Annotated in this window: 20 protein-coding genes; 14 read left to right on the plus strand and 6 right to left on the minus strand. The window is 34.6% G+C overall.

Features of this window, described 5'->3' with window-relative positions:
* Position 1 precedes the first annotated feature (1 nt).
* Positions 2 to 3,574, minus strand: coding sequence for a multifunctional oxoglutarate decarboxylase/oxoglutarate dehydrogenase thiamine pyrophosphate-binding subunit/dihydrolipoyllysine-residue succinyltransferase subunit (locus HND39_12950; protein QKJ98000.1), 3,573 nt, complete (start codon positions 3,572 to 3,574; stop codon positions 2 to 4).
* Positions 3,575 to 3,691: 117 nt separating this feature from the next.
* Here HND39_12950 and pdxH point away from each other — a divergent pair, with 117 nt between their 5' ends.
* Complete coding sequence (gene pdxH / locus HND39_12955; GenBank protein QKJ97117.1) at positions 3,692 to 4,357, plus strand: pyridoxamine 5'-phosphate oxidase; 666 nt, start codon at positions 3,692 to 3,694, stop codon at positions 4,355 to 4,357.
* Here the strand turns inward: pdxH and HND39_12960 are convergent, their stop codons facing one another.
* Positions 4,358 to 5,239, minus strand: a complete 882-nt coding sequence (locus HND39_12960) for an EamA family transporter (protein QKJ97118.1) — start codon at positions 5,237 to 5,239, stop codon at positions 4,358 to 4,360.
* A gap of 77 nt (positions 5,240 to 5,316) precedes the next feature.
* Here HND39_12960 and HND39_12965 point away from each other — a divergent pair, with 77 nt between their 5' ends.
* The 12 genes from HND39_12965 to HND39_13020 all read left to right on the plus strand — a co-directional run bounded on the left by HND39_12965 (position 5,317) and on the right by HND39_13020 (position 16,674).
* A complete protein-coding gene (locus tag HND39_12965; protein ID QKJ97119.1) occupies positions 5,317 to 5,745 on the plus strand; it encodes an archease in 429 nt (142 codons plus the stop codon).
* Positions 5,746 to 5,768: 23 nt separating this feature from the next.
* The gene (locus HND39_12970; GenBank protein QKJ97120.1) at positions 5,769 to 7,223 is read left to right on the plus strand and encodes an RtcB family protein; all 1,455 of its coding nucleotides are present in this window, start codon (positions 5,769 to 5,771) and stop codon (positions 7,221 to 7,223) included.
* Between the two features lie 57 nt (positions 7,224 to 7,280).
* Entirely contained in the window at positions 7,281 to 7,619 is a 339-nt protein-coding gene (locus HND39_12975; GenBank protein QKJ97121.1) for a hypothetical protein, read from the plus strand.
* Between the two features lie 38 nt (positions 7,620 to 7,657).
* Positions 7,658 to 8,290 (plus strand): polysaccharide deacetylase family protein, encoded by a 633-nt coding sequence (locus HND39_12980; GenBank protein QKJ97122.1) that lies wholly within the window; start codon positions 7,658 to 7,660, stop codon positions 8,288 to 8,290.
* A complete protein-coding gene (locus HND39_12985) occupies positions 8,278 to 9,372 on the plus strand; it encodes a glycosyltransferase (GenBank protein QKJ97123.1) in 1,095 nt (364 codons plus the stop codon). Before HND39_12980 ends, HND39_12985 begins: the two co-directional genes overlap by 13 nt.
* Entirely contained in the window at positions 9,372 to 10,391 is a 1,020-nt protein-coding gene (locus HND39_12990) for a radical SAM protein (protein ID QKJ97124.1), read from the plus strand. The genes HND39_12985 and HND39_12990 overlap by 1 nt, the downstream gene beginning before the upstream one ends.
* Positions 10,391 to 11,218 carry a DUF1207 domain-containing protein gene (locus tag HND39_12995; GenBank protein ID QKJ97125.1) on the plus strand — a complete coding sequence of 276 codons (828 nt, stop codon included), beginning with the start codon at positions 10,391 to 10,393 and terminating at the stop codon, positions 11,216 to 11,218. The genes HND39_12990 and HND39_12995 overlap by 1 nt, the downstream gene beginning before the upstream one ends.
* Positions 11,219 to 11,220: 2 nt before the next feature.
* Positions 11,221 to 12,231, plus strand: a complete 1,011-nt coding sequence (locus tag HND39_13000) for a site-2 protease family protein (GenBank protein ID QKJ97126.1) — start codon at positions 11,221 to 11,223, stop codon at positions 12,229 to 12,231.
* Between the two features lie 60 nt (positions 12,232 to 12,291).
* Positions 12,292 to 13,083 (plus strand): hypothetical protein, encoded by a 792-nt coding sequence (locus HND39_13005; GenBank protein ID QKJ97127.1) that lies wholly within the window; start codon positions 12,292 to 12,294, stop codon positions 13,081 to 13,083.
* Entirely contained in the window at positions 13,080 to 14,657 is a 1,578-nt protein-coding gene (locus HND39_13010) for a hypothetical protein (GenBank protein ID QKJ97128.1), read from the plus strand. The genes HND39_13005 and HND39_13010 overlap by 4 nt, the downstream gene beginning before the upstream one ends.
* Entirely contained in the window at positions 14,654 to 15,658 is a 1,005-nt protein-coding gene (locus HND39_13015) for a hypothetical protein (protein ID QKJ97129.1), read from the plus strand. The genes HND39_13010 and HND39_13015 overlap by 4 nt, the downstream gene beginning before the upstream one ends.
* A 119-nt stretch (positions 15,659 to 15,777) precedes the next feature.
* Positions 15,778 to 16,674 carry a PorV/PorQ family protein gene (locus HND39_13020; GenBank protein QKJ97130.1) on the plus strand — a complete coding sequence of 299 codons (897 nt, stop codon included), beginning with the start codon at positions 15,778 to 15,780 and terminating at the stop codon, positions 16,672 to 16,674.
* Here the strand turns inward: HND39_13020 and HND39_13025 are convergent.
* Entirely contained in the window at positions 16,671 to 17,141 is a 471-nt protein-coding gene (locus HND39_13025) for a hypothetical protein (GenBank protein ID QKJ97131.1), read from the minus strand. The two genes, HND39_13020 and HND39_13025, sit on opposite strands and share 4 nt — an antisense overlap.
* Before the next feature lie 90 nt (positions 17,142 to 17,231).
* Entirely contained in the window at positions 17,232 to 19,076 is a 1,845-nt protein-coding gene (locus tag HND39_13030; GenBank protein ID QKJ97132.1) for a T9SS type A sorting domain-containing protein, read from the minus strand.
* A 121-nt stretch (positions 19,077 to 19,197) separates the two neighbouring features.
* On the opposite strand from HND39_13030, the gene HND39_13035 reads away from it, so the two are divergent.
* Entirely contained in the window at positions 19,198 to 19,923 is a 726-nt protein-coding gene (locus HND39_13035) for a class I SAM-dependent methyltransferase (protein QKJ97133.1), read from the plus strand.
* 184 nt (positions 19,924 to 20,107) lie between these two features.
* Here the strand turns inward: HND39_13035 and HND39_13040 are convergent, their stop codons facing one another.
* Both HND39_13040 and HND39_13045 read right to left on the minus strand, forming a co-directional pair.
* Positions 20,108 to 21,226, minus strand: coding sequence for a glycosyltransferase (locus HND39_13040; GenBank protein ID QKJ97134.1), 1,119 nt, complete (start codon positions 21,224 to 21,226; stop codon positions 20,108 to 20,110).
* An 18-nt stretch (positions 21,227 to 21,244) separates the two neighbouring features.
* Entirely contained in the window at positions 21,245 to 22,204 is a 960-nt protein-coding gene (locus HND39_13045) for a GNAT family N-acetyltransferase (GenBank protein ID QKJ97135.1), read from the minus strand.
* Positions 22,205 to 22,515 lie beyond the last annotated feature (311 nt).

Raw genomic sequence — 22,515 nt, forward strand, 5'->3', positions numbered from 1 at the left:
TTTAGTTAAACGAATCCTTCACAAGTTTCTTCTGCTGCTGCATTGAAATTTTATATGAACCTACTGCAGGGCTTGCACTTTCAGGTCTGCCTGAATAACCTAATTCACATTCTTTTGGTAAATCATTTCGCAATCGATTAAACAAAAAATTCCAGGCACCCATATTCATTGGCTCTTCCTGAACCCATTTGATTTTCTTAACAGATGAATATCTTTCAATAATTTTTCTGATCTTTTTAGATGCGTAAGGATAAAATTGTTCAATCCTGATGATAGCAGTATTTGAAATTTTATTATCAGCTCTGTATTTCAACAGATCATAATAAATCTTACCGCTGGTTAAAATAAGATGATCAATTTTTTCAGGAGTTTGAATTGAATCATCATCGAGTACTTCTTCAAATTTCCCATTTAAAAATTCTTCTTTTGACGATTTAGCTTCGGGTGCTCTCAACAAACTTTTTGGTGTCATAATAACTAAAGGTATCTTCATACCCGATTTTATCTGTCTTCTTAAAAGATGAAAATATTGAGCGGGTGTTGTTACATTACAAACTTGTATATTGTTCTCAGCACTAAGTATTAAAAATCTTTCAAGTCTAGCACTTGAGTGTTCGGGTCCTTGTCCTTCAAATCCATGTGGAAGTAGCATTACAAGATTATTTGGCATTTGCCATTTAGTGTAAGCAGCTACTATAAAGTTATCAATAATAACCTGAGCTGCATTAGCAAAATCACCAAACTGTGCTTCCCAAATTACAAGAGTTAATGGATCAACAGCACTATACCCGAATTCAAATCCTAAAACAGCCGCTTCCGATAATGAGCTATCCAATGCTTCAAGATAAGCCTGTTTGTCATTTAAATGATTTAATGGGAAATATAATGATCCGGTTTTTACATCAGTGAAGGCAAGATGTCTTTGGCTGAATGTACCACGAACACTATCCTGACCACTCAAGCGTACAGGCGTTCCTTCAAGAAGTAAACTTCCGAATGCAAGTGATTCTGCGAACGCCCATTCGGCTTTTCCTGTTCCATCAATTATTTTTTTCCGACTTTCGAGAAATTTTGAAAGTTTTGGGTGACCATTAAAGTTAGCTGGTATTTTTGTTATTCCATCAACTATTGTCTTTAATGTATCCTCACTAATGGATGTTTTTTTCTCTGATTGAATAATCTCAATTTCTTTTTTAGGTACAGCAAGTATGAGATCGCCTTCAAATTTCTTACTCTCTTGTCTTATCCTTTCTACGGAGGCATTCATTTTACTATTCAGGTTATCAGCGAACGTCTTTATTTCATTTTCAGAAATAATTTTTTCTTCAATTAATTTGTCCTGGTAAATCTGCCTGACAGATGGATGTTCTTTTATTTTTGCATATAAAATTGGTTGAGTATATCCTGGCTCATCACCTTCATTGTGTCCATGTCGTCTGTATCCGAATAAATCAATCACTACATCTTTATTAAATATCTGTCTGTAATCAGAAACAAGTTTAGCAACCCACAATGCAGCTTCAGGGTCATCGCCATTAACGTGAAAGATTGGCGCCTGAATCATTTTTGCTATGTCAGTTGCATATTGTGAAGATCTGGCATCTTCAGGAGTTGTAGTAAAACCAATCTGGTTATTTACAACTATATGAATAGTTCCACCGGTTCTGTATCCGCTCAATTGTGATAGGTTCAAAGTTTCTGCAACAATACCTTGTCCGGCAAAAGCTGCATCTCCATGAATTAATAAAGACATCACTTTGACATGACTTTTATTATCGCCCATTCGTGTTTGCTTTGCCCGAACAATTCCTTCAACAACAGGATCAACCCATTCGAGGTGACTTGGATTTGCAGCAACAGAAACTGAAATATTTTTTCCTCTAATTGTTTTATAGTTTCCTGTAGCGCCTAAATGATACTTTACATCACCAGAACCTTCAAAGGAATTCGGATCTCTGATATCTTCGAACTCAACAAAAATAGAATCATAAGATTTCCCTATGATGTTTGCTAACACATTCAGTCTTCCTCTGTGTGCCATTCCCATCACTACTTCTTTAATATTATGGTCGGCAGCTTCAGTCAGTATAAAATCCAACAGCGGAATTAATGTTTCACTTCCTTCCAATGAAAATCTTTTATGTCCAATAAATTTGCTATGAATGAAGTGTTCAAATGCTTCTGCTGCGATTAATTTTTTTAGAATATTTATCCTGGTTTGATTATCAAATTCAGGGGTATTTCTAACCGGTTCCATTTTTTTCTGAAGCCAGGTTTTCTCAGCAGGATTCTGGATATGCATATATTCAACACCAATTTTATCACAGTAAGTTTTTTCCAGAATGTTAAGTATGTTACGAAGTGTTGCTGTGTTTAGATTTCCAAAACCACCTGTAATAAATTGACGATCTAAGTCCCATATAGTCAAGTTATAACTTGCCGGATCCAGTTCAGCATGATATTGTGTTTTTGAACCCAGCGGATCAAGGTCAGCAATAAGATGTCCTCTTACTCTGTATAAATTAATTAGTTGGAGAACTTTAGCTTGTTTTACAATCTCTTCTGTATTTGCAGTTGTTTCGAAAATTCCCGGCTGATAGTCTGTTTGCCATCTCAAAGGTTTGAAAGGAAGTTTTAATGAATCGAATATATCATCATAAAAATCATTCTGACCTAAAAGCAGATCATTGATCTCTTTAAGAAACATTCCGGATTCTGCACCTTGAATTATTCTGTGATCATAAGTGCTGGAAATATTCATTACTTTACTGATGCCCAATGTTGAAATTGTTGTCTGAGACATTGCTTGATATTCAGCACTATATTGAATAGCTCCTGCAGCTATAATCGCTCCCTGACCAACCATAAGTCTGGGAACAGACGCAACCGTACCGATCGTTCCAGGATTAGTTAATGTAATTGTTGTACCTAGAAATTCATTTGGATCAATAGCACCTTTTCTTGATCTGTTTATCAGGTCTTCATAAGCATTCCAGAATTCACTAAAGTTTAATTTATTTGCACTTTTTATATTTGGAACAATCAAAGATCTTGAACCATCTTTGCGTTCGATGTCGATAGCAAGACCAAGATTCACGTCTTTTCTATTTATAACGTGAGGTTTTCCTTCTATTATTGTGAAAGCACTGTTCATCACCGGCATTGATTGAACAGCTTTTAGTATGGCCCAGCTAATAAGATGAGTAAAAGATATTTTTTTCTTATTGATTCTTTGAAGGTGATTGTTTATGAGTGTTCTGTTTTCTTCAAGTAATTTCACCGGCATAGTTCTTTGCGAAGTTGCAACAGGGACAGATAAACTATTTACCATGTTTGCAAGAATTTTTTCCGAACTTCCTGCTATTATCTGAACTTCGTCGTTTTCACCAGGCTGTGGAAGCGGAATATTCAATTGCTGCAAAGATGATTTACCGGAATTTTTCCCATTGCCTCCATCAGTACCAGAAATATCACCAAAAAATTTTCTCCATTGGTCGGGTACTTTTTCAGGACTTTTGGAAAATTGATCATGCAGATATTCAACGAACCAGGTGTTAGCACCAAATTTTTCCAGTTCTTCTTGTTGCTTTTTACTGAGATTTTTCGACTTCATAAATCCAAATCTGATTTTTATTACTTTTAAGTAACTTATTAAAGATTTTTATAATTAAATAGATAAACTTTGAGAAACATGCCTAATAAAAAATATAATCGATCCATTATTACATTAAACAATTTACGTCACGAATATAACCTAAATAAACTATCTGAGGAAACTATCAGGAAGAATCCATTCAGGCAATTTGAATTCTGGTTTAGACAAGTTATAAAACTAAAACTGACTGAACCAAACGCTATGGTTCTGGCAACTACAGATAAAAAAGCAAAACCTTCTGCCAGAATTGTATTGTTAAAAGATTTAAGCAAGGATGGATTTGTTTTCTTCACTAACTATAAAAGTTCAAAAGGAAGAAGTCTTACTGAAAATCCAGAAGCATCACTTTTATTTTATTGGGCTGAACTAGAAAGACAAATAAGAGTTGAAGGAAAAGTAAAAAAAATATCCAGAGCTGAATCACAAAAATATTTTAATACACGACCTCTCGAAAGCCGAATAGCAGCTTGGGCTTCCGAACAGAGTGAAGTAATTCCAGACAGAGAATACCTCGAGCAAAAATTTTTATATTTTAAAGAAAAGTTCAGAGGGAAAAAAATTCCTATCCCACCATATTGGGGAGGTTTTGTTTTAGTTCCGGATTATTTTGAATTCTGGCAGGGAAGAGAAAACCGACTGCATGATAGAATATGTTTTAAAAAAATGAAAAGCGGTTGGAAAATTTTCAGGCGGGCACCATAACTAAAAACTGAATTTACTCTTAATCGATGTTTGTGTAATCAAGCTTCTTACTACAATCGCAGTCAAGATAATCAAACCTCCGATTATTGCTGTAATTGAAGGAGTCTCTCCATACCCAATAAAAACCCAAACAGGATTTAACACAGGTTCAACCATCGAAATTATTGATGCTTCAACTGCAATCACTCTTTTTAATCCTGATGCAAAAAATGCATAAGCTGTTGCAATCTGAAAAACGCCGAGAAAACTAACCATCCACAAATCTGAAAAGCTGATTAATTCAATTGAAGTAAGAAAAGGAATGCATATCATAGCAACGAGTACATTTCCCCAAAAAATACTGCTCTGCTGATACTTATGATCATTTTGTTTCATTCCTAAAAAGAATGCTGCGAAGGTTATTCCGGAAATGAGAGCAACAAAATTTCCTTCAAGATGTCCAGGTTCAAGTTTTCCAACGAAAAATAAAATCATTCCGAGAACACATACTGCAACTGTTATGATATTAATTCTTTCATATTTTGTTTTATTAAATATTGGTTCAAAAATTAAAACGTAAATTGGTGCAGTGGATTGCAAGAAGATGGCGTTTGCAGCCGTTGTAGTTTTTGTAGCAATTACAAATGTTATAAGAACAATTGCGTAAATAAATGAATTGATGAGACTCAGTTTGTTGAATAACAGTATTCTTTTTTTGAAAATGATTGCAAAAGTAATTGCAGCAATCGAACACCGGAAAAAAGATAATTGCATGGCGTTCAGCGAAATCAGCTTGATAAATAAACCGCCACTGCTCCACAATAATGCAGCAGTGAATACGTATAGGATTCCTTTCTGATGTTCGGAAAGATTTTTCATTTCAATTGTAAATATAACTAGCATAAAATCAGTTTTATTTAAAGTTCTTTTTTACAAAATCATCATTAAATTGAACCCAACAAATCGGATATTTTTATTTTATGAGCGGCATTTACAAGTTTGTAGATCATACAGCAGATATTGCAGCAGAATTGAAAGGCAGCAGTCTTCAGGACATATTTGAAGCTGGCGGAAAAGCATGGTTTTCTGCTATAACCGATGACGAATCAATTGCAGCCGATGACACTATGGAGATAGAACTTTCTGCAAATTCACAGGAAGAACTTCTGGTTACTTTCTTAAATGAATTAAATTATCTGTTGCTTTCGCAAAGATGGTTGTGCGTGTCAGTTAATTCTTTTAAATTATTTGATGACAATGAAGGTTTTGAACTTTCAGCGGAACTTGAAGGAACAAAAGTATCAATTGATTTTCCAATGAAACACGAAATAAAATCCGTTACATATCATCAGGTTGAGATTGTAGTGGAAGACGGTAAGTTTTCAACTCTTGTTGTTTTCGATATTTAACAATTTCATTGAAGTGTAAGAATATGAATGTTAGTGGAATTGAATTAACAAAAATAAGAGAAAATTTATGGGAGATACCTGCTTCCGGAGAAATGAATGTTCCAGGAAGAGTTTATATCTCGCAGCGAATGATCGAAAAAGGATTGGATGATGGCGAAGCCCTCAAGCAAGTAGTTAATGTTGCTCATCTTCCCGGAATTGAAAAATATTCGCTCGCTATGCCTGATATACATTGGGGTTACGGTTTTCCAATTGGTGGTGTTGCAGCTACAAACCTGGATGAAGGAGTTATTTCACCAGGTGGTGTTGGTTATGATATTAATTGCGGAGTAAGACTGGCTAAAACTAATCTGGAATACGAACCAATAAAAAATAAAATTGATAGTCTTGTTTCAAAATTATTTCAAGCGGTTCCTACCGGTGTGGGTGCAAGCGGTGCAATAAAAAAATTATCTTCCGTTGATATAAAAAAAGTTTTAACCAAAGGCAGCGTTTGGGCGCTTGAAAATGGTCTCGGTGTTCCCTCTGACATTGAATTTACTGAAGAGAACGGAACATTAAAAAATGCTGATATCGCTGTTGTCAGTCAACGTGCATTAGAACGTGGTGCAGATCAGCTTGGAACACTCGGTTCAGGAAATCATTTTCTGGAAGTTGATGTTGTTGATGAGATTTTTGATAACAAAACTGCAGATGTATTTGGATTATTTCCCGGACAAATTGTAATTCAGATTCATACCGGTTCACGCGGGCTCGGTTATCAGGTGTGTGATGATTATCTGAAAATTTTGCTTAACGCTAGCGGGAAATATGGGTTCAAATTACCTGACCGACAGCTCGCTTGTGCACCAATTCAATCGCAGGAAGGTCAGGATTACTTCGCAGCAATGCAAGCTGCAGCTAACTTTGCCTGGAGTAATCGTCAGGTAATAATGAATCTTGCCAAAGAAGTGTTAAAAGAAACTTTCTCAATAAGTGAATCAGAATTGGGATTCAAACTTTTATATGATGTTTGTCATAATATTGCAAAGATTGAAAAGCACACTGTTGGAAATGAAATAAAAGAAGTATGCGTTCATCGGAAAGGTGCGACGCGTGCATTTCCTCCCGGCAGTAAATTGATTCCTGAAAAATATAAGAATGTTGGTCAGCCGGTTTTAATCCCAGGAGATATGGGAAGGTATTCTTACATTTTAGTCGGAACAGAAAACGCAATGGAAGAAACTTTCGGAAGTTCATGCCACGGCGCTGGGAGAAATTTAAGTCGCACTAAAGCATTGAAAAGTGCAAAAGGACGAGATCTGGTTGCTGAACTTAATAAAAAGGGAATATCAATCCAGGCAAAAGGATATAAAACAATTGCCGAAGAAATGTCAGATGCTTATAAAGATGTTTCCGATGTGGTTGACGTGATGCATAAAGAAGGCATAACGCGTAAAGTCGCAAAGATAAAACCTGTTGGAGTAATTAAAGGATGATCAAATAGAAGATGGTTGACGGTAAAATTAATTATATTAACTTAAAATTATTGGGTTATGGATAAAGACTTCGTTGAAAATATTCTTTTTGAATTACTAAACCAGTGTCATGAAAAGTATGGCGATGCAGTTGAGAAAATCTGGTTTTACGAAGACGAATTGTGCCCAAGTTGTAATAAACGAAAAATTGACGCTGTATCTATGGGTGATGAATCAGCATTGTCATTAAATGCTTTTATGTACCACGATTTGAATACTCTGATAGGTTATTTTCTTTGTAGTTATTGTGTGACAAATTTGTTTGGTAAAGGTAATAAGCAAAAATTATTATATAAAAAACTGGAAGAAAATTTAAAAACTGCTTATCACGAGCATATAAAATCTCAAGTTTCCTGATGCAGGTAGTGGATGTTTAATTTATCTGGAATTTTTATTTGAAATATTTTACTCCACCTGTTTTGATACAAAAAATTTTTAATAGTTTCATCTGGGAAACTTCAAATAATAAAATTCTTTTAACATTTGATGATGGTCCGACTGAAGTAGCAACATTAAAAATTTTAGATGTTCTCAAATCAATTAAGATAAGAGCGGTTTTCTTTTGTGTCGGGAATAATATTAAAAATCATCCTGGTTTAACTGAAAAAATTCTGGAAAGTCAACACACAATTGCCAACCACACGATGAATCATGAATTACTTTTAAAAATGGGTGTAAAGAAATCAATTTCTGCAATCGAGCCGTTCAATATATTATTAAAGAAAAATTTCAATTATGATGTAAAATACTTCCGACCGCCTCACGGGCTTTTTAATTTCTCAACGAAGAAAGTTTTGGCTGAATTAAATTTGAAATGTGTAATGTGGAATCCATTGACGTACGATTTTAAAAACAATTTTAAATTAGTTGAACATTCAATAACCAATTATTTAAATAAAAATTCCATTTTAGTATTTCATGACAGCATAAAATCCTGCAAAATTATTGAACGAAGTTTAAACTTTACCGTTGAGCAAATAGCAAAAAAGGGATTTGAATTTGGAGTACCTGAAGATTGCTTGAAATAATATTTCTGATACTTGTTTCGGGATATTTTATTATTTCAGCGACTCTGATAACCGGAGCGAAAAAAATATTTCCTCAGGTAACTGAAGATAAATTACCTTCGATTTCAGTAGTGGTTGCGGCAAGAAATGAAGCTGAAAATATTTTACTCTGCCTGGAATCTTTGAACAATTTGATTTATCCGGAAGGGAAACTTGAAATAATAATCATTGATGATACATCCACAGATAACACTTTAAAAATTGCTGCTGACTTTATTCATGGTAAAAAGCAGTTCAGAATTATTCATCTGCAGGAAAATGAACAATCAGTTTTAAAAGGCAAAGTTAGAGCAATGTCCGAAGGAATCAAGCTCACCAAAGGAGAAATAATAATCACGACAGATGCTGATTGCCAGGTTACTCCGCTTTGGGCAAAAACTATCGCTTCATATTATACTGATAGTATTGGAGTAGTTAACGGATTTACTTCACAAAAAGTTGAAGGTGCATTCACTGGAATGCAGGCAATTGATTTTATTTATCTTTTATTTATTTCTTCAGGGACGATCAACCTGGGAAAACCAGTTAGCTGCATCGGCAACAATATGTCCTTTCGAAAAAAAGCTTATGATGATATCGGTGGATTTGAAAATTTGTCATTCAGTGTTACTGAAGATTTTCTTTTACTCAACTCCATCCACAAGTTGGGAAAGTATAAGACCATTTATCCACTCGACAAAAATTCATTGGTTATCTCAAAACCAGCAGCTAACCTGAAAGAGTTATTCAGGCAGAAAAAACGCTGGGCTGTCGGTGGAATTGATGCTCCACTGCTTGGTTTATTCTTAATGTCCTGGGCTTTTCTGACAAATGCTTTTATTCTTTTAACTCCGGTTTTCTTCAGCTCAGTTTGGATTTATTTGGTTGTATTCAAAATATCAATTGATTTATTTGTACTGTATCCAATACATCAAAGATTAGGTCTTCAGAAAAATTTGAAATATTTTTTGTTATGGGAAATTTATTATATGATATATGTCGTCGTTCTTCCTTTGACAGTTTTATTCAACAAAAAAGTAAAATGGAAAGATAGAACTTACTGATGCTTCTTCTTTGTAATTATTATGTAACATATCGGTGCAATGCTTTTTGTGAGTTCTGCCATTTTGGTGATCATAAAAATTTTAAGGAGACACCGTATGCTGACTTAAATGATTTTAAATCGAATGTTGAACAGCTTGCAAAACTTGGAGTAAAATTTATTGATTTGACCGGAGGTGAACCCCTTCTTCATAAAGATATTCACCTGATGGCGGAGTTTGCACGCAATTTTAAAATGCAGACCAGTATCACAACCAATACACTTCTTTATCCGAAGTTTGCTGAAAAACTTGCTGAAAAAATTAATCTGCTTCACTTCTCACTCGATTCTCCTGATGAAGACGAGCATAACAGGATTCGGAAAGTGGATTGCTACAAGTCTGTTTTTAATAGCATTGAGATTGCAAAATCATTTAGTGAGTTTCCTGATATTCTTTTCACTGTAACAAATGAAACTTATAAAAAATTACCGCGAATGCACGAATTGGCTGCTAAACATGATTTGGTCTTACTTGTTAATCCGGTTTTCTCTTACTTTGGTAATCCCGGATTATCTGAGGATGCAGTTGATTTTATTGATGAATATTGTGATGGGAAAATGAACGTCTATCTTAATAAAGCGTTCATGAAACTTCGCAGAGATGGTGGAAATGATATTAGTAATCCAAGTTGTAAAGCAGTCTCACGTGTGATAGTTATATCACCTTACAATGAAATTATTCTGCCTTGTTATCATTTTGCAAATGATAAAATCAATATTGACAGACCGATAGGTGAAATCAGAAAGTCGGACAAGATAAAGCATTTCTTGGATATGGAAGGACGATTTACTTTTTGTGAGGGCTGCACAGTGAATTGTTATTTTGAACCTTCTTTTGCTATCCCGACTAATCTTTATTCGATTTCAAGTTTAACCTCAAAGTTTAAATACAGCTACAATAAACTTATCAAACAAAAAATAAAAAAGTTGTCAAAGTCCGGCTCGGATAGAAAAATTATCTCTAAATCAGAAAGTAATTAATGCGATTTTTACTTGCTACGTTTCTGCTGCTTCTTGTAAAAATTAATTCTTTTGCACAAACTGCAACAGAATGGTTTCCTGCCGATTTAAACATTCAGCCTTTTACTGCACATTTTCTCGAACCGAAGACCGGTTTCCAATATCTTTTTAATCTTGAAAAAGTAAGAATTGATATCGGGACATCACACGATATTATTCGTTTGATAAAAGAAGGCGAGTCATTTTCTGTTGGTGCTGATTTTTTCACTTACACTCGTGCACGCTCAGAAAATAATTTTAAATTCCCTGTTGAAACAGTTGATTATCTTTTTGGAGTAAATGGAAGTTATAAAAAAAAGATTGATGAAAATGAGTGGGGACTCAGGTTACGTTTCAGTCACATCAGCGCTCATCTTGTGGACGGATATTATGATCTCGAAAATGAACTCTGGAGGAATGGGAGAGAACCATTTGTTTACAGCAGAGAATTTTTTGAACTGATTGGTTATTACAAAATTTCTGATATCCGGATTTATGCAGGTGGCACATACAATATTCATATTGTTCCTGATGAAATAAAAAAAGAAATTTTTCAATTCGGGTTTGATTACTATCCTGATATTCTTTCAACTTCAGCATTTACTCCATTTGTCGCCTATGATTTTAAGTTAACCGGAATAGATGAATATTCAGGAAACAATATTATTTCCACTGGATTAAAATTTGGTAAACCCGAGTCAAGAGGATTCAGTATCTTAGCATCCTATTTCTCCGGCAAAAGTGTTCACGGAGAATTTTATGATATCAATGAAAATTATACAACAATTGGAATCAATCTGGATATTTAAATATGGCTGAACCTTTCGGAGAGAATTATTATTCTACATTCTCAACACCTCCGGTTAAGAAATTGAAAGAACGGATTCCACTGCACGTTGGTTTATTTATTATCACATTCATTACCACTACAGTTGCGGGTGTTCAATGGATAAGCGCTTCCGGTGGTCCTTGTGAATTGAAAGAGCTGTTGAGTGGACTACCATATTCAATTTCAATTCTATTGATAATAACATTTCACGAATTTGGGCATTACTTTGCTGCGATGTATCACAAAGTAAAAGCGACGCTTCCATTTTATATTCCTTTTCCTCCAATTCCTTATTTGATAAACTTTGGGACGATGGGTGCAGTGATCAGGACAAAGACGCGCATCCATTCAAAGAAAGCTATGTTTGATATTGGCATTGCAGGACCATTCGCAGGTTTCATTGTTACAATTGTTATTCTCATTTACGGATTCCTGAATATTCCCGGAATAGATTATTTGCTGCACATTCATCCTGATTATTTTGAACCAACATACGGAAAGGAAGGCTTTGCATTAGTATTTGGCGATTCAATTCTTTTCTCTTCTCTGAAAGAAATATTTGTTAAGCCTGGTCAATTCTTTCCACCAATGAGCGAGATTTATCGCTACCCCTACTTATGTGCTGGTTGGTTCGGACTGTTCATTACTTCGATGAATATGATACCTGTTGGGCAGCTTGATGGCGGACATATATCCTTTGCAATGTTTGGAGATAAAAATCATTATAAAATTTCTGTCGCTGCTTCTCTTTTGATGTTTGCATTTGGAGCAGTTGGTTTTGCTGATGCATTTTTGGAATTAAATTTAGGAATTGGCTGGTCGGGTTGGGTTTTCTGGTCATTGATTCTGTACTTCATCATAAAGCTAAAACACCCACCGGTACCGGATGTTACGAAACTCGATTTGGGCAGAATGTTTCTTGGGTATCTTTCATTTTTTATTTTCCTGATTTCTTTTTCTCCGATGCCTATTATGCTTACATTACCTCAATAAATTTCAAAATATCTTAATTTTTACCTTGTGATAGTACTTGCTTCAAAATATTATTCTGCTATGAGGAAAATATATTTCTTACTTATTCCACTTCTCATGTGGGGATGTGAAAAAACCTATGATGGTCTGATCGATTCGAAAACAGATAATTATCAAGTGAGTTCTATTGCAGGAATAAAAGATACTGTTGACTTAAAAAATCCCCCTGATTCATTACTCAACCTTAGGTTGTTATTCACGCAATCAAGTCAGGTATTCAAAGCTTACTTTGATATTTATTCATCGGATAATTCGCGCCTGAATACAGAGCCAGTTGAAATGGACGAAATCCTGGAAAACGTTTTTGAAAATCAGTTTATCCTCAAACGTGAATATCCAATTGGAAATTATACTATCAGATTTTCTGCTGAAGGTTTCGATGGTAAATTAAAGCAGGTTGCACTTACTACATTTTATTTTTTGAATGGGCAGGATAATCTTCCGCCTGTAATTTCAAATTCAGTTATTGAACCTGATACTGTTATAGTTAATGATACGACAGTGATATTTACATCTATTGAAGCAATGGACCCAAATGGTAAGAGTGATTTGCTCGAAGTATATTTTAAGGTTTACAAACCTGATGGATCCACAAATAATTTTAAGTGGTTATTACTTGATGATGGAAGTTGTTGTCCGCTTCCACCGTTCAATCAGGTCAGTGGTGATGTTACGGCAAATGATGGTATTTATTCAAGAAAAATTGAAGTTAACCAGGGGAATGATAAAGGAACATACAGATTTGAATTTCAGGCAAGAGACAGATCAGGCGAAATTAGTAATATTATAAATCATTTCGTACTGATTCAATGATTAAAAATATTTTATTACTGATCGTTTTAATTTTTTCATCAAGGATTTACGCACAGTTTAATCCGGAATCTTTCGAAGTCTCCGGTGATGAAAATTTTGTTCCGAAGATAACTTCATCAAATCCTGTCAGCAACAGCATACTTGATATTGTAACCATTGGCGATACAGTCTGGCTTGGTACAAGCAGAGGTGTTAGTGTTTCATTCGATAGAGGAACTAACTGGACAAACTTTTACGGAACTTCGCCTTTTGGAGATGATAATATTTCTGCATTGGCTTATAATAAATATGATGGATCTATCTGGGCTGCAACCGCAACATCTGTTCCCGGTCCTGGTGGTGGAACTGTTCCTAAAGGAACCGGATTAAAATATACAACGGACAATGGTTTGTCATGGACGCCAGTTTCTCAGCCTGTAGATCATCCTGATTCATCTATAGTAATTTTTGGAGTAAATGTTTTAAATGTTCTTCCGATAACAGTTGCCGAACAAAATTTAACTTATGATATTGCATTCACTCCGGATGCTGTTTGGATTACATCTTTTGCTGGCGGTACAAGAAGAAGTACAGATAAGGGAAAAAACTGGCAGAGAATTATTCTGCCTACGGATAGTTTAAATTCAGTATCACCATCAGATTCTCTTTCTGAAAGAGATAAATGTATTTCACCTACTCCGGGAAATTTTTGCAATACTGGCTGGCTGAATTACAGAGCTTTTTCGGTTGTAGCTGCTGATGATTCAACTGTTTACGTCGGAACTGCAAACGGAATTAATAAAACAACAAATGCGTACGCAATAAATCCTTCATGGACAAAATTTAATCATCAAAATCAAGAAGAGTCAATCAGCGGAAATTTTATTACTGCACTCGGATTCAATTCTTACAATCATACAATCTGGGCTTCATCCTGGAAAGCTAACGATATCAATGAATTTTACGCTGTAAGTTTCTCAACTAATGGTGGGAATACATGGAAGACTTCTCTAAATGAAGAACGAGGTCATAATTTTGGATTCAAGAATGCAGATGTTATCGCATTAACGGATAACGGAGCTTTCAGATCTTCAAATTTTGCAGACACATGGATTTTACCAAATAACATTGTTGATTCAGAGTCAGGTGTTTCATTAAAAACAAATATTTTTTACAGTGCTGCATCTGAAGATAATGATGTTTGGCTCGGTTCTGCTGATGGTTTAGTACGTATCAATGAATCAAGTGCATGGAATGGCAATTGGAAAATTTATTTTGCTTCTCAGCCGCTAAAATCGAATAGTGAGACCTATGCTTATCCGAATCCATTCTCACCTGGGCAGGAACAGTTAAAAATAAAATACAGTACCGGAGGAACTGAAGCTAATGTTACTATAAGGATATTCGATTTTGGAATGAACTATATAAGAACCATCATACAAAACGCACCGAGGAACAGAGATCTTGAAGGCGCTCCTGAATTTTGGGATGGACTTGATGATAATGGTAACTATTTACCGAATGGTGTTTACTTTTATCGTATTGATATTAATGATAATGATCCTCTATTTGGAAAAATTATTTATATGCGATGATGAAGAATTATTTTTTCATATTAGTTGTTTTATTTTCTTCATTGATTATTGCTCAACCGAAATTCAGTGAATTAGCAGTTAGTCCCGGGGCTTTCAGCAGGATAGGATTTGCAGCACGAGGAATCGGAATGGGTAATGCAATGTCTTCTATTACTGAAGGCGAACTTGTTTCATATTACAATCCTGCAGTAACTCCATACCAGGAAAATAATTCTTTCCAGGCTGGTTACTCATTTCTTACTCTCGACAGAGCTTTAAACTTTTTCAACTTTACGAAAAGATTTGATTTTTATTCATCAAAGGATACAAACACGGTTAACCGTAAACCAAGAACTACTGCAGGGTTAAGCGTTGGAATTATAAATTCCGGTGTGCATAATATTGATGGAAGGGATAACAACGGTTTACCAACAGGTGAACTTTCAACTTCCGAAAATCAATTTTTTATCGGATTGGCTGCAAGAATTTCTGAAAAAATATCTATCGGGCTTACAACTAAATTTTTCTATTATAGTCTTTATGAAAACATAAGTTCAACCAGTGTAGGTTTTGACATTGGTGCATTATACCGGATTAATGAAAATTTTAATATCTCATTAGTAGTTGCAGATTTAATGAGTAAATATCAGTGGGATACTGCACCAATTTATGAACAGGAAGGAATAAAAACAGAAGATAACTTCCCTAATCTTAGAAAAATTGGGGCAAGTTATAGAAATAAGGAACTTGGTTTATTGGGTTCGATCGAATTTGAAAACAGTTCAGTGAAATCGAATATTTTCAGAGCCGGAGTTGAGTATAATATCTATGATCAATTTTATATTCGCGGCGGAATTGATCAGTTCAATGTAAGCAATACTGATTGGCCGGTTAAACCGTCACTTGGCTTTTCATTCTTTCAGCCGTTCAGTAATTTTGTAGTAGGTGTTGATTATGCTTTTCAGATTGAACAATATTCAAGTGCTGACAGGCATATCGTAAGTGTTAATTTTAATTTTTAGTCCAAATGTCATTCTGAGAAGTCCGGCATTCGCCGGATGACGAAAGAATCTCAAAGCAAATATTTAATACAAGATTGCTTCGTCCCGAATATACCGGGACTCGCAATGACAAATACAAAATGAAAAAAATAGTTACAATAATATTAGCGGTTACAACAATTTCTTTTGCACAATCAGCAGGCAGCAGCGGACTTTCATTTCTGAAATTTGGATTTGGTGCAAGAAATATTGCTATGGGCGATGTCGGTGCTGTTGCTTCCAATGATCTCTCTGCATTGTTTTATAATCCTTCACGGTTGGTTTCTTTTGAGCATAATGAAGCAATGTTTATGCATAACGAATGGATACAGGATGTGAGAAGCGAAGTAGGTGGAATTAAATGGAATATGTTCAGCCTTCCCTGGGCAGTTGGTTTTAATGTGACTACAGTAGATGATATTGAAGTAAGAGAAAGACCCGGCGAGCCATTGTCAAAGTTCAATGCAAATTATTTTTTCGGAAGCCTTTCCTCGGGATTTAATGTTGTTGACAAACTGGATTTCGGACTCACCTTTAAATATCTTTATGAAAGTTTGTTAAGTGATGAATCCACAGGCTACGGTTTTGATTTCGGTTTAAACTACACAACGCCGGTTGACGGACTGACTGCATCAACCGTAATAAGAAATATCGGATCAATGAGCGAACTGCGTGTTGAAAAAACAAAACTTCCAGCAGAATTTCGATTAGGCGGTGCTTATAATTTCAATCATGAAAATTCAAAAACCGATTTTGTTTTAGCTGCAGAATTCCAAAAATATCTTGATACTGACGATATACATATTATCAGTGGAACCGAAATAATGTATAACAAAACATTTGCATTTCGTCTTGGTTATCAATCAGGTTATGAATCAAGAGGATTCACCGGTGGGCTGGGAATTTCATGGGGAAGCCTCAGGCTGGACTATGCATATATGCCATTCTCACTCGGATTGGGAAACGCAAATCTCTTTTCTATTCAATTCAAATTTTAGTTTTTATTTTCGAGTACTTCAAGTATAGTTACTGTGTGCTGGATAGTAATATCCAGGTACCTGTTTTCCGTAAGATAAATCTGCAAAGCAAATTTGCTCCCTTTTGGAGTGAAAGATTCTATTGGCAAAATTTTAGCATCGTCCAGGTCTTTCTCATATTGTTTGCAGATATTCCATAATGTTTTGAATACCTGACCGGAATTTGTTTTATTGGTAGTTCCCCAGTCTTTAATAATTGTTACAGCAATTTCATTTTTAAATTTGATTATTCCGACAGGCGAGTCATTCTTATCTGATATATAAAAAGTTCCATCTTCCTCTTCAACGACATTAAAACCTGACTTTAAATTCTCCCATACTTCCATCATATTCATTCCAAGTGTAACATCATATCCTTGCAAATTCATCGTGCTATCCTGGGCAAAAGCATTAATAGCAAAGAGTAATAATAAGAAAAAGGTTTTCATGACAACTCCAAATTGAAAATTTTATTTACTGAAATTTAGTGAAGTGCAATAATCCAGCCAAAGATTTCGTAACGGAATAATTAAGAAAATTTATTTCAGAAGTATCATCTTCTTTGTCTCCGTGTAATTTCCGGCTTTAATCTGGTAAAAATAAATTCCGGATGATGGAAGATGCTTGATTGAAGATGTGTTGAATTCAACTTCATAAGTGCCGGGCTGTTTTTCTTCATTAACGAGAGTTGCAATTTCATTACCCAACACATCATAAACTTTTAATGTAACAAAACGGTTGTCATTCCAGACTTGATCCGGAATCTCGAATTTTATTTTCGTAGAAGGATTAAATGGGTTTGGGTAGTTTTGAGACAAAGAGAAAGTCGCTGGTAAATTATCGATTTCGTTTCCCACTCCAACCGGATAATCAATTAATGTGTGTATTGCTAATGATGAATTGTTTATTGAGTTATTCAAAATAATAATCGTGTCTATCCAAGTTTCTGAAATATTAAATTCTTTTGGAACCCATAAAGGATAAGTGAATATAAGTTTAGCTGAATCATTGGGTTCAATTTCAAATGGATTATAATAATTGCCTCTGCTGGTTACAGAAGTGTGGATTGTTGTATCATTAAGAATTACATCTAACAAAAACCCGGAAGCATTTGTTGAATAAATCGTGTCCACATTTAGTGTCGCACTTCCAGTATTGTAAATTATTAAACTATCTTCAGATGTAAATGAAGTCGTATCAAATGTTAGGTGAAGAGAATCTTTAGAAACCTGAATTTCGGAGGCAGGATTATTTTTAAATTTTAAAAGCCAAACATCGTTATCCCCAGCACCGAATGATTTTGTTTCACCAGTTACAATATATCCAGCATCATTAATTAAACTTATTGAATTAGCTTGATCATTTAGAGGACCACCAACTATTTTTTCCCAGATAAGATTACCATTCTCGTCACATTTTATGAGCGTAATATTCGGTCTATATATCGTAAATATGAATCCATTATCATCGGTTGGCTCTATAGATGTAAGTATCGCAGGATATTGTGAAATTGAAAGTATATTCTCCCAGATAATATTGCCAAATTGATCAGTTTTTAAAATTATAGGTCGTTCTAGAATGCCATCATGTGTTACAACTGATCCCCCCAATATTAAATTATTGTCAGGTAGTTTTTTAATTATTAAACCCCAGGCAGCTAGAAATGTTCCATAATATCGAGCAGAGATTAAGCTGCCATTTGATGATATCCTACTGAAAAAAAATTCGAAAACTAAAGTTTGGAAAAATAAATATGCATGTGTTCCGCAAATGACATATCCTCCATCATTAGTTTGCTGAACTGATCGACCAACAAAACCATCTGAACCTATTGTTCTTCCCCAAATAAAATTACCATTTACATCAGTTTTAACAAGCCAGGCTTTATGGATTTGTCCAAGAGAATCACCTGCGAGTATATAAGTACCATCTGTTAGTTGATGACCTTCAGAAACTCGTTCATCAACAGTACTGCCATACGTCTTAAACCATTCAGTATTCCCAATAGAGTCCGATTTCCACAACAGGAAATCAGCATCACCATTTCCAAATGAATTTGTTGTCCCAAATACTGCATAACCATTATCATTAGTTTGAACGACGTTTACAGCTTTGTCATACCCAGTTCCACCAAATGTTTTCGTCCAGAGTGTGTCACCGTTTTCATCGGTTTTGATTAAGTAAATATCCTGTCCACCAGCGCCAAAAGAACTTGTTGTTGCTGCAATGATGAATCCACCATCATTAGTTTGTTTGACTGAGACACCAACATCGGAAAGAGGTCCACCAAAAGTTTTTGTCCAGATTGTATCCGGAACCTGTGAATAAATTCTTGATGTGAAGATAAGAAGCAGAATACAGAAAAAATATTTTATCGTTTTCATGTCCGCCAATCCCTGATTTGTTATACCAAACGTAATAAATTATTTTTTAAGATTCAATTAGATAGCCACCATCCGGCAATTTTTAATATCTTTGCTCATAATTTTTTCCGGAATAAGACATTTGAGCGATTTCAATTACATAGATCATTACAAAAAAGATGCAGTGGAGTTTGATTATTTTGCGCAACGCAAAGGTGCAACTTCACACGATGAAAGACGCGTCAGGGAGTTTATCATCTCTAAAATATCGAAAAATGTAAATTCAATTCTTGATGTCGGCTGCGGAAATGGCTGGGTCGCAAAGGAATTTCTTCCCAAAGGTAAAAAAGTGTATTCACTTGATATTTCAATAACAAATCCCATCAAAGTAAAAAATCTCTATCCTGATGAGAAACATTTTGGAATAACAGCAGATTCATTTCATCTCCCTTTCAACAATAATTCATTCGATTGCGTTATTGCTTCAGAAATTATTGAGCACGTTATTGAACCGTCGGAATTTATTAAAGAGTTGTTTCGTGTTGTAAAGAAGGGTGGCAGTATAATTATAACAACGCCCTACAAAGAAAAAATAATTTATTATCTCTGCATACATTGCAATCAGAAAACACCTGCCAATGGACATATTAATTCTTTCGATGAAAAAAAGCTTCAAAGTTTATATTCAGAAAATGATCTTGAAAGTTTCAAGTTCGAAACATTCGGGAACAAACTCCTGATTTATTTGCGGACTTATGTATTGATTCAACTTTTCCCGTTCTGGCTGTGGAAAATTAAGGATAGGTTTGCAAATTGGATTTACAAGAAACCGGTTCATATTATCTGTATATATAAAAAGAGAGTTTAACCCTGAACTTGCCGCCTGCCGGCAAGGCAGGTTTCAATATCTGCGATGAGATTCTGAAAAAATTAAACAGTCATTGCGATGGCGATTAGCCGAAGCAATCTACTAACATTGGACTAAATACGAGATCATTTCGTTACACTCGTGATGACATCATTAGTTTACTTTCGGTCTCGATAAAAGTTGTTCAATTAATTGTCTTCAGTAGTGTTGTAACTTCTTTCTCCCAGTTTAATTCCTGCGATGCAATTTGACAGTTTTGTTTTTTTCTCTCGTAAAGCCCACTATCTTCGGTTAGTTTTTTTAAAGTAGAAATAATTTCAGAATCATCATCAAATTCAACTGAATAGCCAACATCATATTTCTCTACAATTTCTTTCATCTGTGGAAGATTACTGACAACTACCGGAACTTCAGCCATGATGTATTCAAAAAGTTTATTTGGCAGAGCATGATAATAGCTGATGCTGAGATTTTCAATAAGTGAAACTCCGATATCAGCCGAAGCAGTAATTTTTGGGAGTTCATCCTGAGTTAATTTCCCAAGGAAGAAAACTTTATCAGCAACTTTCATCTCTTCGGAAAGTTTGCGGTAGTGTTGTTCAAATTCACCACCACCAGCAATTACGAAAACGTTATCAGGTAGTTGGTTTAAAACAGAAAAAATTTTTTCCACTCCTCGTCCTTTTACAAGAACTCCCTGGTAAAGAATTATTTTTTTCAATTTATCAATCTGAAGATGTGAACGAAGGTCGAGCTTTAGCTCAGGTTTGTAATATCTTGGCAGGTTTCTCAATAAAACTAAATTCTTAATCTTATATTCTTTTTTAAGAAATTCAGCATCCATCGGACCAGTTACCAGAACATTATCAACTTTCTTAATAAAGAATTTTTCTATCCACTTCCAGAAAGTTTGCTTTGATCTTTTCTCCTTTAATCCAGCTAAATACCCAAAAAGTTCACGCGAATCATAATATATAGTTGCTCGTTTTATCTTTCCAAAAATTACAGTCAGTGGCAGAGTGTAAATATCTTCAGCAAAAATAATTGATGCTTTAGTTGTGATAAGTTTAATCAATAGGTACCAGGTGAACTTCAGATAAAAAGAAATTGAAAGATATCCTTTTTTCAATTTATAGATTGAAATATTGCCGGTTTCATTTATAAATCCGTTCGTCAGCCAGTCGAAACCAATAAAATTAACATTAAAATTATTTGCAGTGAGAGTATCGAAAAGATTTTTACAACGTGTATCATAGTGGATGTTACCGAGAAAAGTAATCAGAACTTTTTTCTTTGATCTCATGTTTTTGGCTCACCATGTTTATATTTTTTTTCGGAAAGTATTACGCATAACAGTTTTTGCATCAAACTTTTCCTTAAAGTCGATAAGGTTCATACTTGGTGTCATCGGATTTGCAGCCTTTGTGTCCTGTGATACTCCAATGTCAACATACTTATATCCTTTTTCTGTTGACCATTTAACGACTTCATACATCACACGATGAATAGGTTTCAGATGTTCGTATTCATAACGCAGCATATTATAAAAACAAAGTGTTACAATACTATTTGCAATAAATAATGACGAACCAGCAATTGGTTTATCTTTATAGTAAACCATAAATAACACAAGATTTTCAGGAAGCAGTTGAGTAAGTCTAATCAAGTCCTCGAGTGAATGAGTTGGTTTGACATCATGTCTTGCTTTATTCTCAACAAGTATTGGATGAAATTCATCATAGTGATCATTGATCTCAACTCTGATATCAGGATCATTTAAAGTTTTTCTGATGTTCCTTCTGACCGTCTGCTGAAAACGTGAAATTATATCTTCATTCGGATCAAGCTTAATTGCACTTGATATATAATGAAGATCGTAATTAAATCCCTGCCAGAGCATTGCGAAGTCAAGATTTTCGTTAGGACGTTTTTCATAAACCCGTGGAGCGGATGTCAAAAGAAATTCTTTTATTCCAGTTCTTTTTCCATATTCAAGCAATGTTGAAACTATTTCCATTGCTTCAGCAAATTTCACATCCTTTGTTACGATCGATCCGTAGCTTGCACCAATTGGCGACTCATATAAATCATTAATTCTTGAACCCGGAAGTACGGCAAATATATTTCCATGATCTAAAAATAACAGATGATTAAAAGTGAATTTGCCTGGTTTGTGATAATCAAAAAATTTTTGCATATGAAACATAGTGCCGTTATTGGATTCCAGCACGAACTGATCCCATTTGTCTTTCCACTTTTCTGAATAATCGATTATTTCCATAACTGATGATTAATTGTTTTAAGCATTTTAAAATTAAATAAATAATTTCTTTAAGGAAAGCTGTTTCAAATCTTAATGATTGAAATACTAAATTGTGATAGACTACAATCTTCAACTTACAGGACTAAACGCTATAAATAAGAATTTTAAACATCAGGATTTGTCAGGTTGTAATAAGAAACTTAATTCATTTTTGTATATGTTAATATTTGAGATAAAGATATTTAATATTATTTACACTCAATCTTGATAATCAGTGCAGATAAGTTGAATGAAATTAAAAGTTGAATTCAGTTTACTTTTTAATTTTT

It is taken from the genome of Ignavibacteriota bacterium (assembly GCA_013285405.1).
Taxonomy (GTDB): Bacteria; Bacteroidota; Ignavibacteria; order Ignavibacteriales; family Ignavibacteriaceae; genus IGN2.

What these genes read in the sequence shown, in the direction of transcription:
- pdxH (QKJ97117.1), top strand. Translation starts at nt 3,692, where the DNA reads ATGCCTAATAAAAAATATAATCGATCCATTATTACATTAAACAATTTA.
- HND39_12960 (QKJ97118.1), bottom strand. Translation starts at nt 5,239, where the DNA reads ATGCTAGTTATATTTACAATTGAAATGAAAAATCTTTCCGAACATCAG.
- HND39_12965 (QKJ97119.1), top strand. Translation starts at nt 5,317, where the DNA reads ATGAGCGGCATTTACAAGTTTGTAGATCATACAGCAGATATTGCAGCA.
- HND39_12970 (QKJ97120.1), top strand. Translation starts at nt 5,769, where the DNA reads ATGAATGTTAGTGGAATTGAATTAACAAAAATAAGAGAAAATTTATGG.
- HND39_12975 (QKJ97121.1), top strand. Translation starts at nt 7,281, where the DNA reads ATGGATAAAGACTTCGTTGAAAATATTCTTTTTGAATTACTAAACCAG.
- HND39_12990 (QKJ97124.1), top strand. Translation starts at nt 9,372, where the DNA reads ATGCTTCTTCTTTGTAATTATTATGTAACATATCGGTGCAATGCTTTT.
- HND39_12995 (QKJ97125.1), top strand. Translation starts at nt 10,391, where the DNA reads ATGCGATTTTTACTTGCTACGTTTCTGCTGCTTCTTGTAAAAATTAAT.
- HND39_13000 (QKJ97126.1), top strand. Translation starts at nt 11,221, where the DNA reads ATGGCTGAACCTTTCGGAGAGAATTATTATTCTACATTCTCAACACCT.
- HND39_13005 (QKJ97127.1), top strand. Translation starts at nt 12,292, where the DNA reads ATGAGGAAAATATATTTCTTACTTATTCCACTTCTCATGTGGGGATGT.
- HND39_13010 (QKJ97128.1), top strand. Translation starts at nt 13,080, where the DNA reads ATGATTAAAAATATTTTATTACTGATCGTTTTAATTTTTTCATCAAGG.
- HND39_13015 (QKJ97129.1), top strand. Translation starts at nt 14,654, where the DNA reads ATGATGAAGAATTATTTTTTCATATTAGTTGTTTTATTTTCTTCATTG.
- HND39_13020 (QKJ97130.1), top strand. Translation starts at nt 15,778, where the DNA reads ATGAAAAAAATAGTTACAATAATATTAGCGGTTACAACAATTTCTTTT.
- HND39_13025 (QKJ97131.1), bottom strand. Translation starts at nt 17,141, where the DNA reads ATGAAAACCTTTTTCTTATTATTACTCTTTGCTATTAATGCTTTTGCC.
- HND39_13030 (QKJ97132.1), bottom strand. Translation starts at nt 19,076, where the DNA reads ATGAAAACGATAAAATATTTTTTCTGTATTCTGCTTCTTATCTTCACA.
- HND39_13040 (QKJ97134.1), bottom strand. Translation starts at nt 21,226, where the DNA reads ATGAGATCAAAGAAAAAAGTTCTGATTACTTTTCTCGGTAACATCCAC.
- HND39_13045 (QKJ97135.1), bottom strand. Translation starts at nt 22,204, where the DNA reads ATGGAAATAATCGATTATTCAGAAAAGTGGAAAGACAAATGGGATCAG.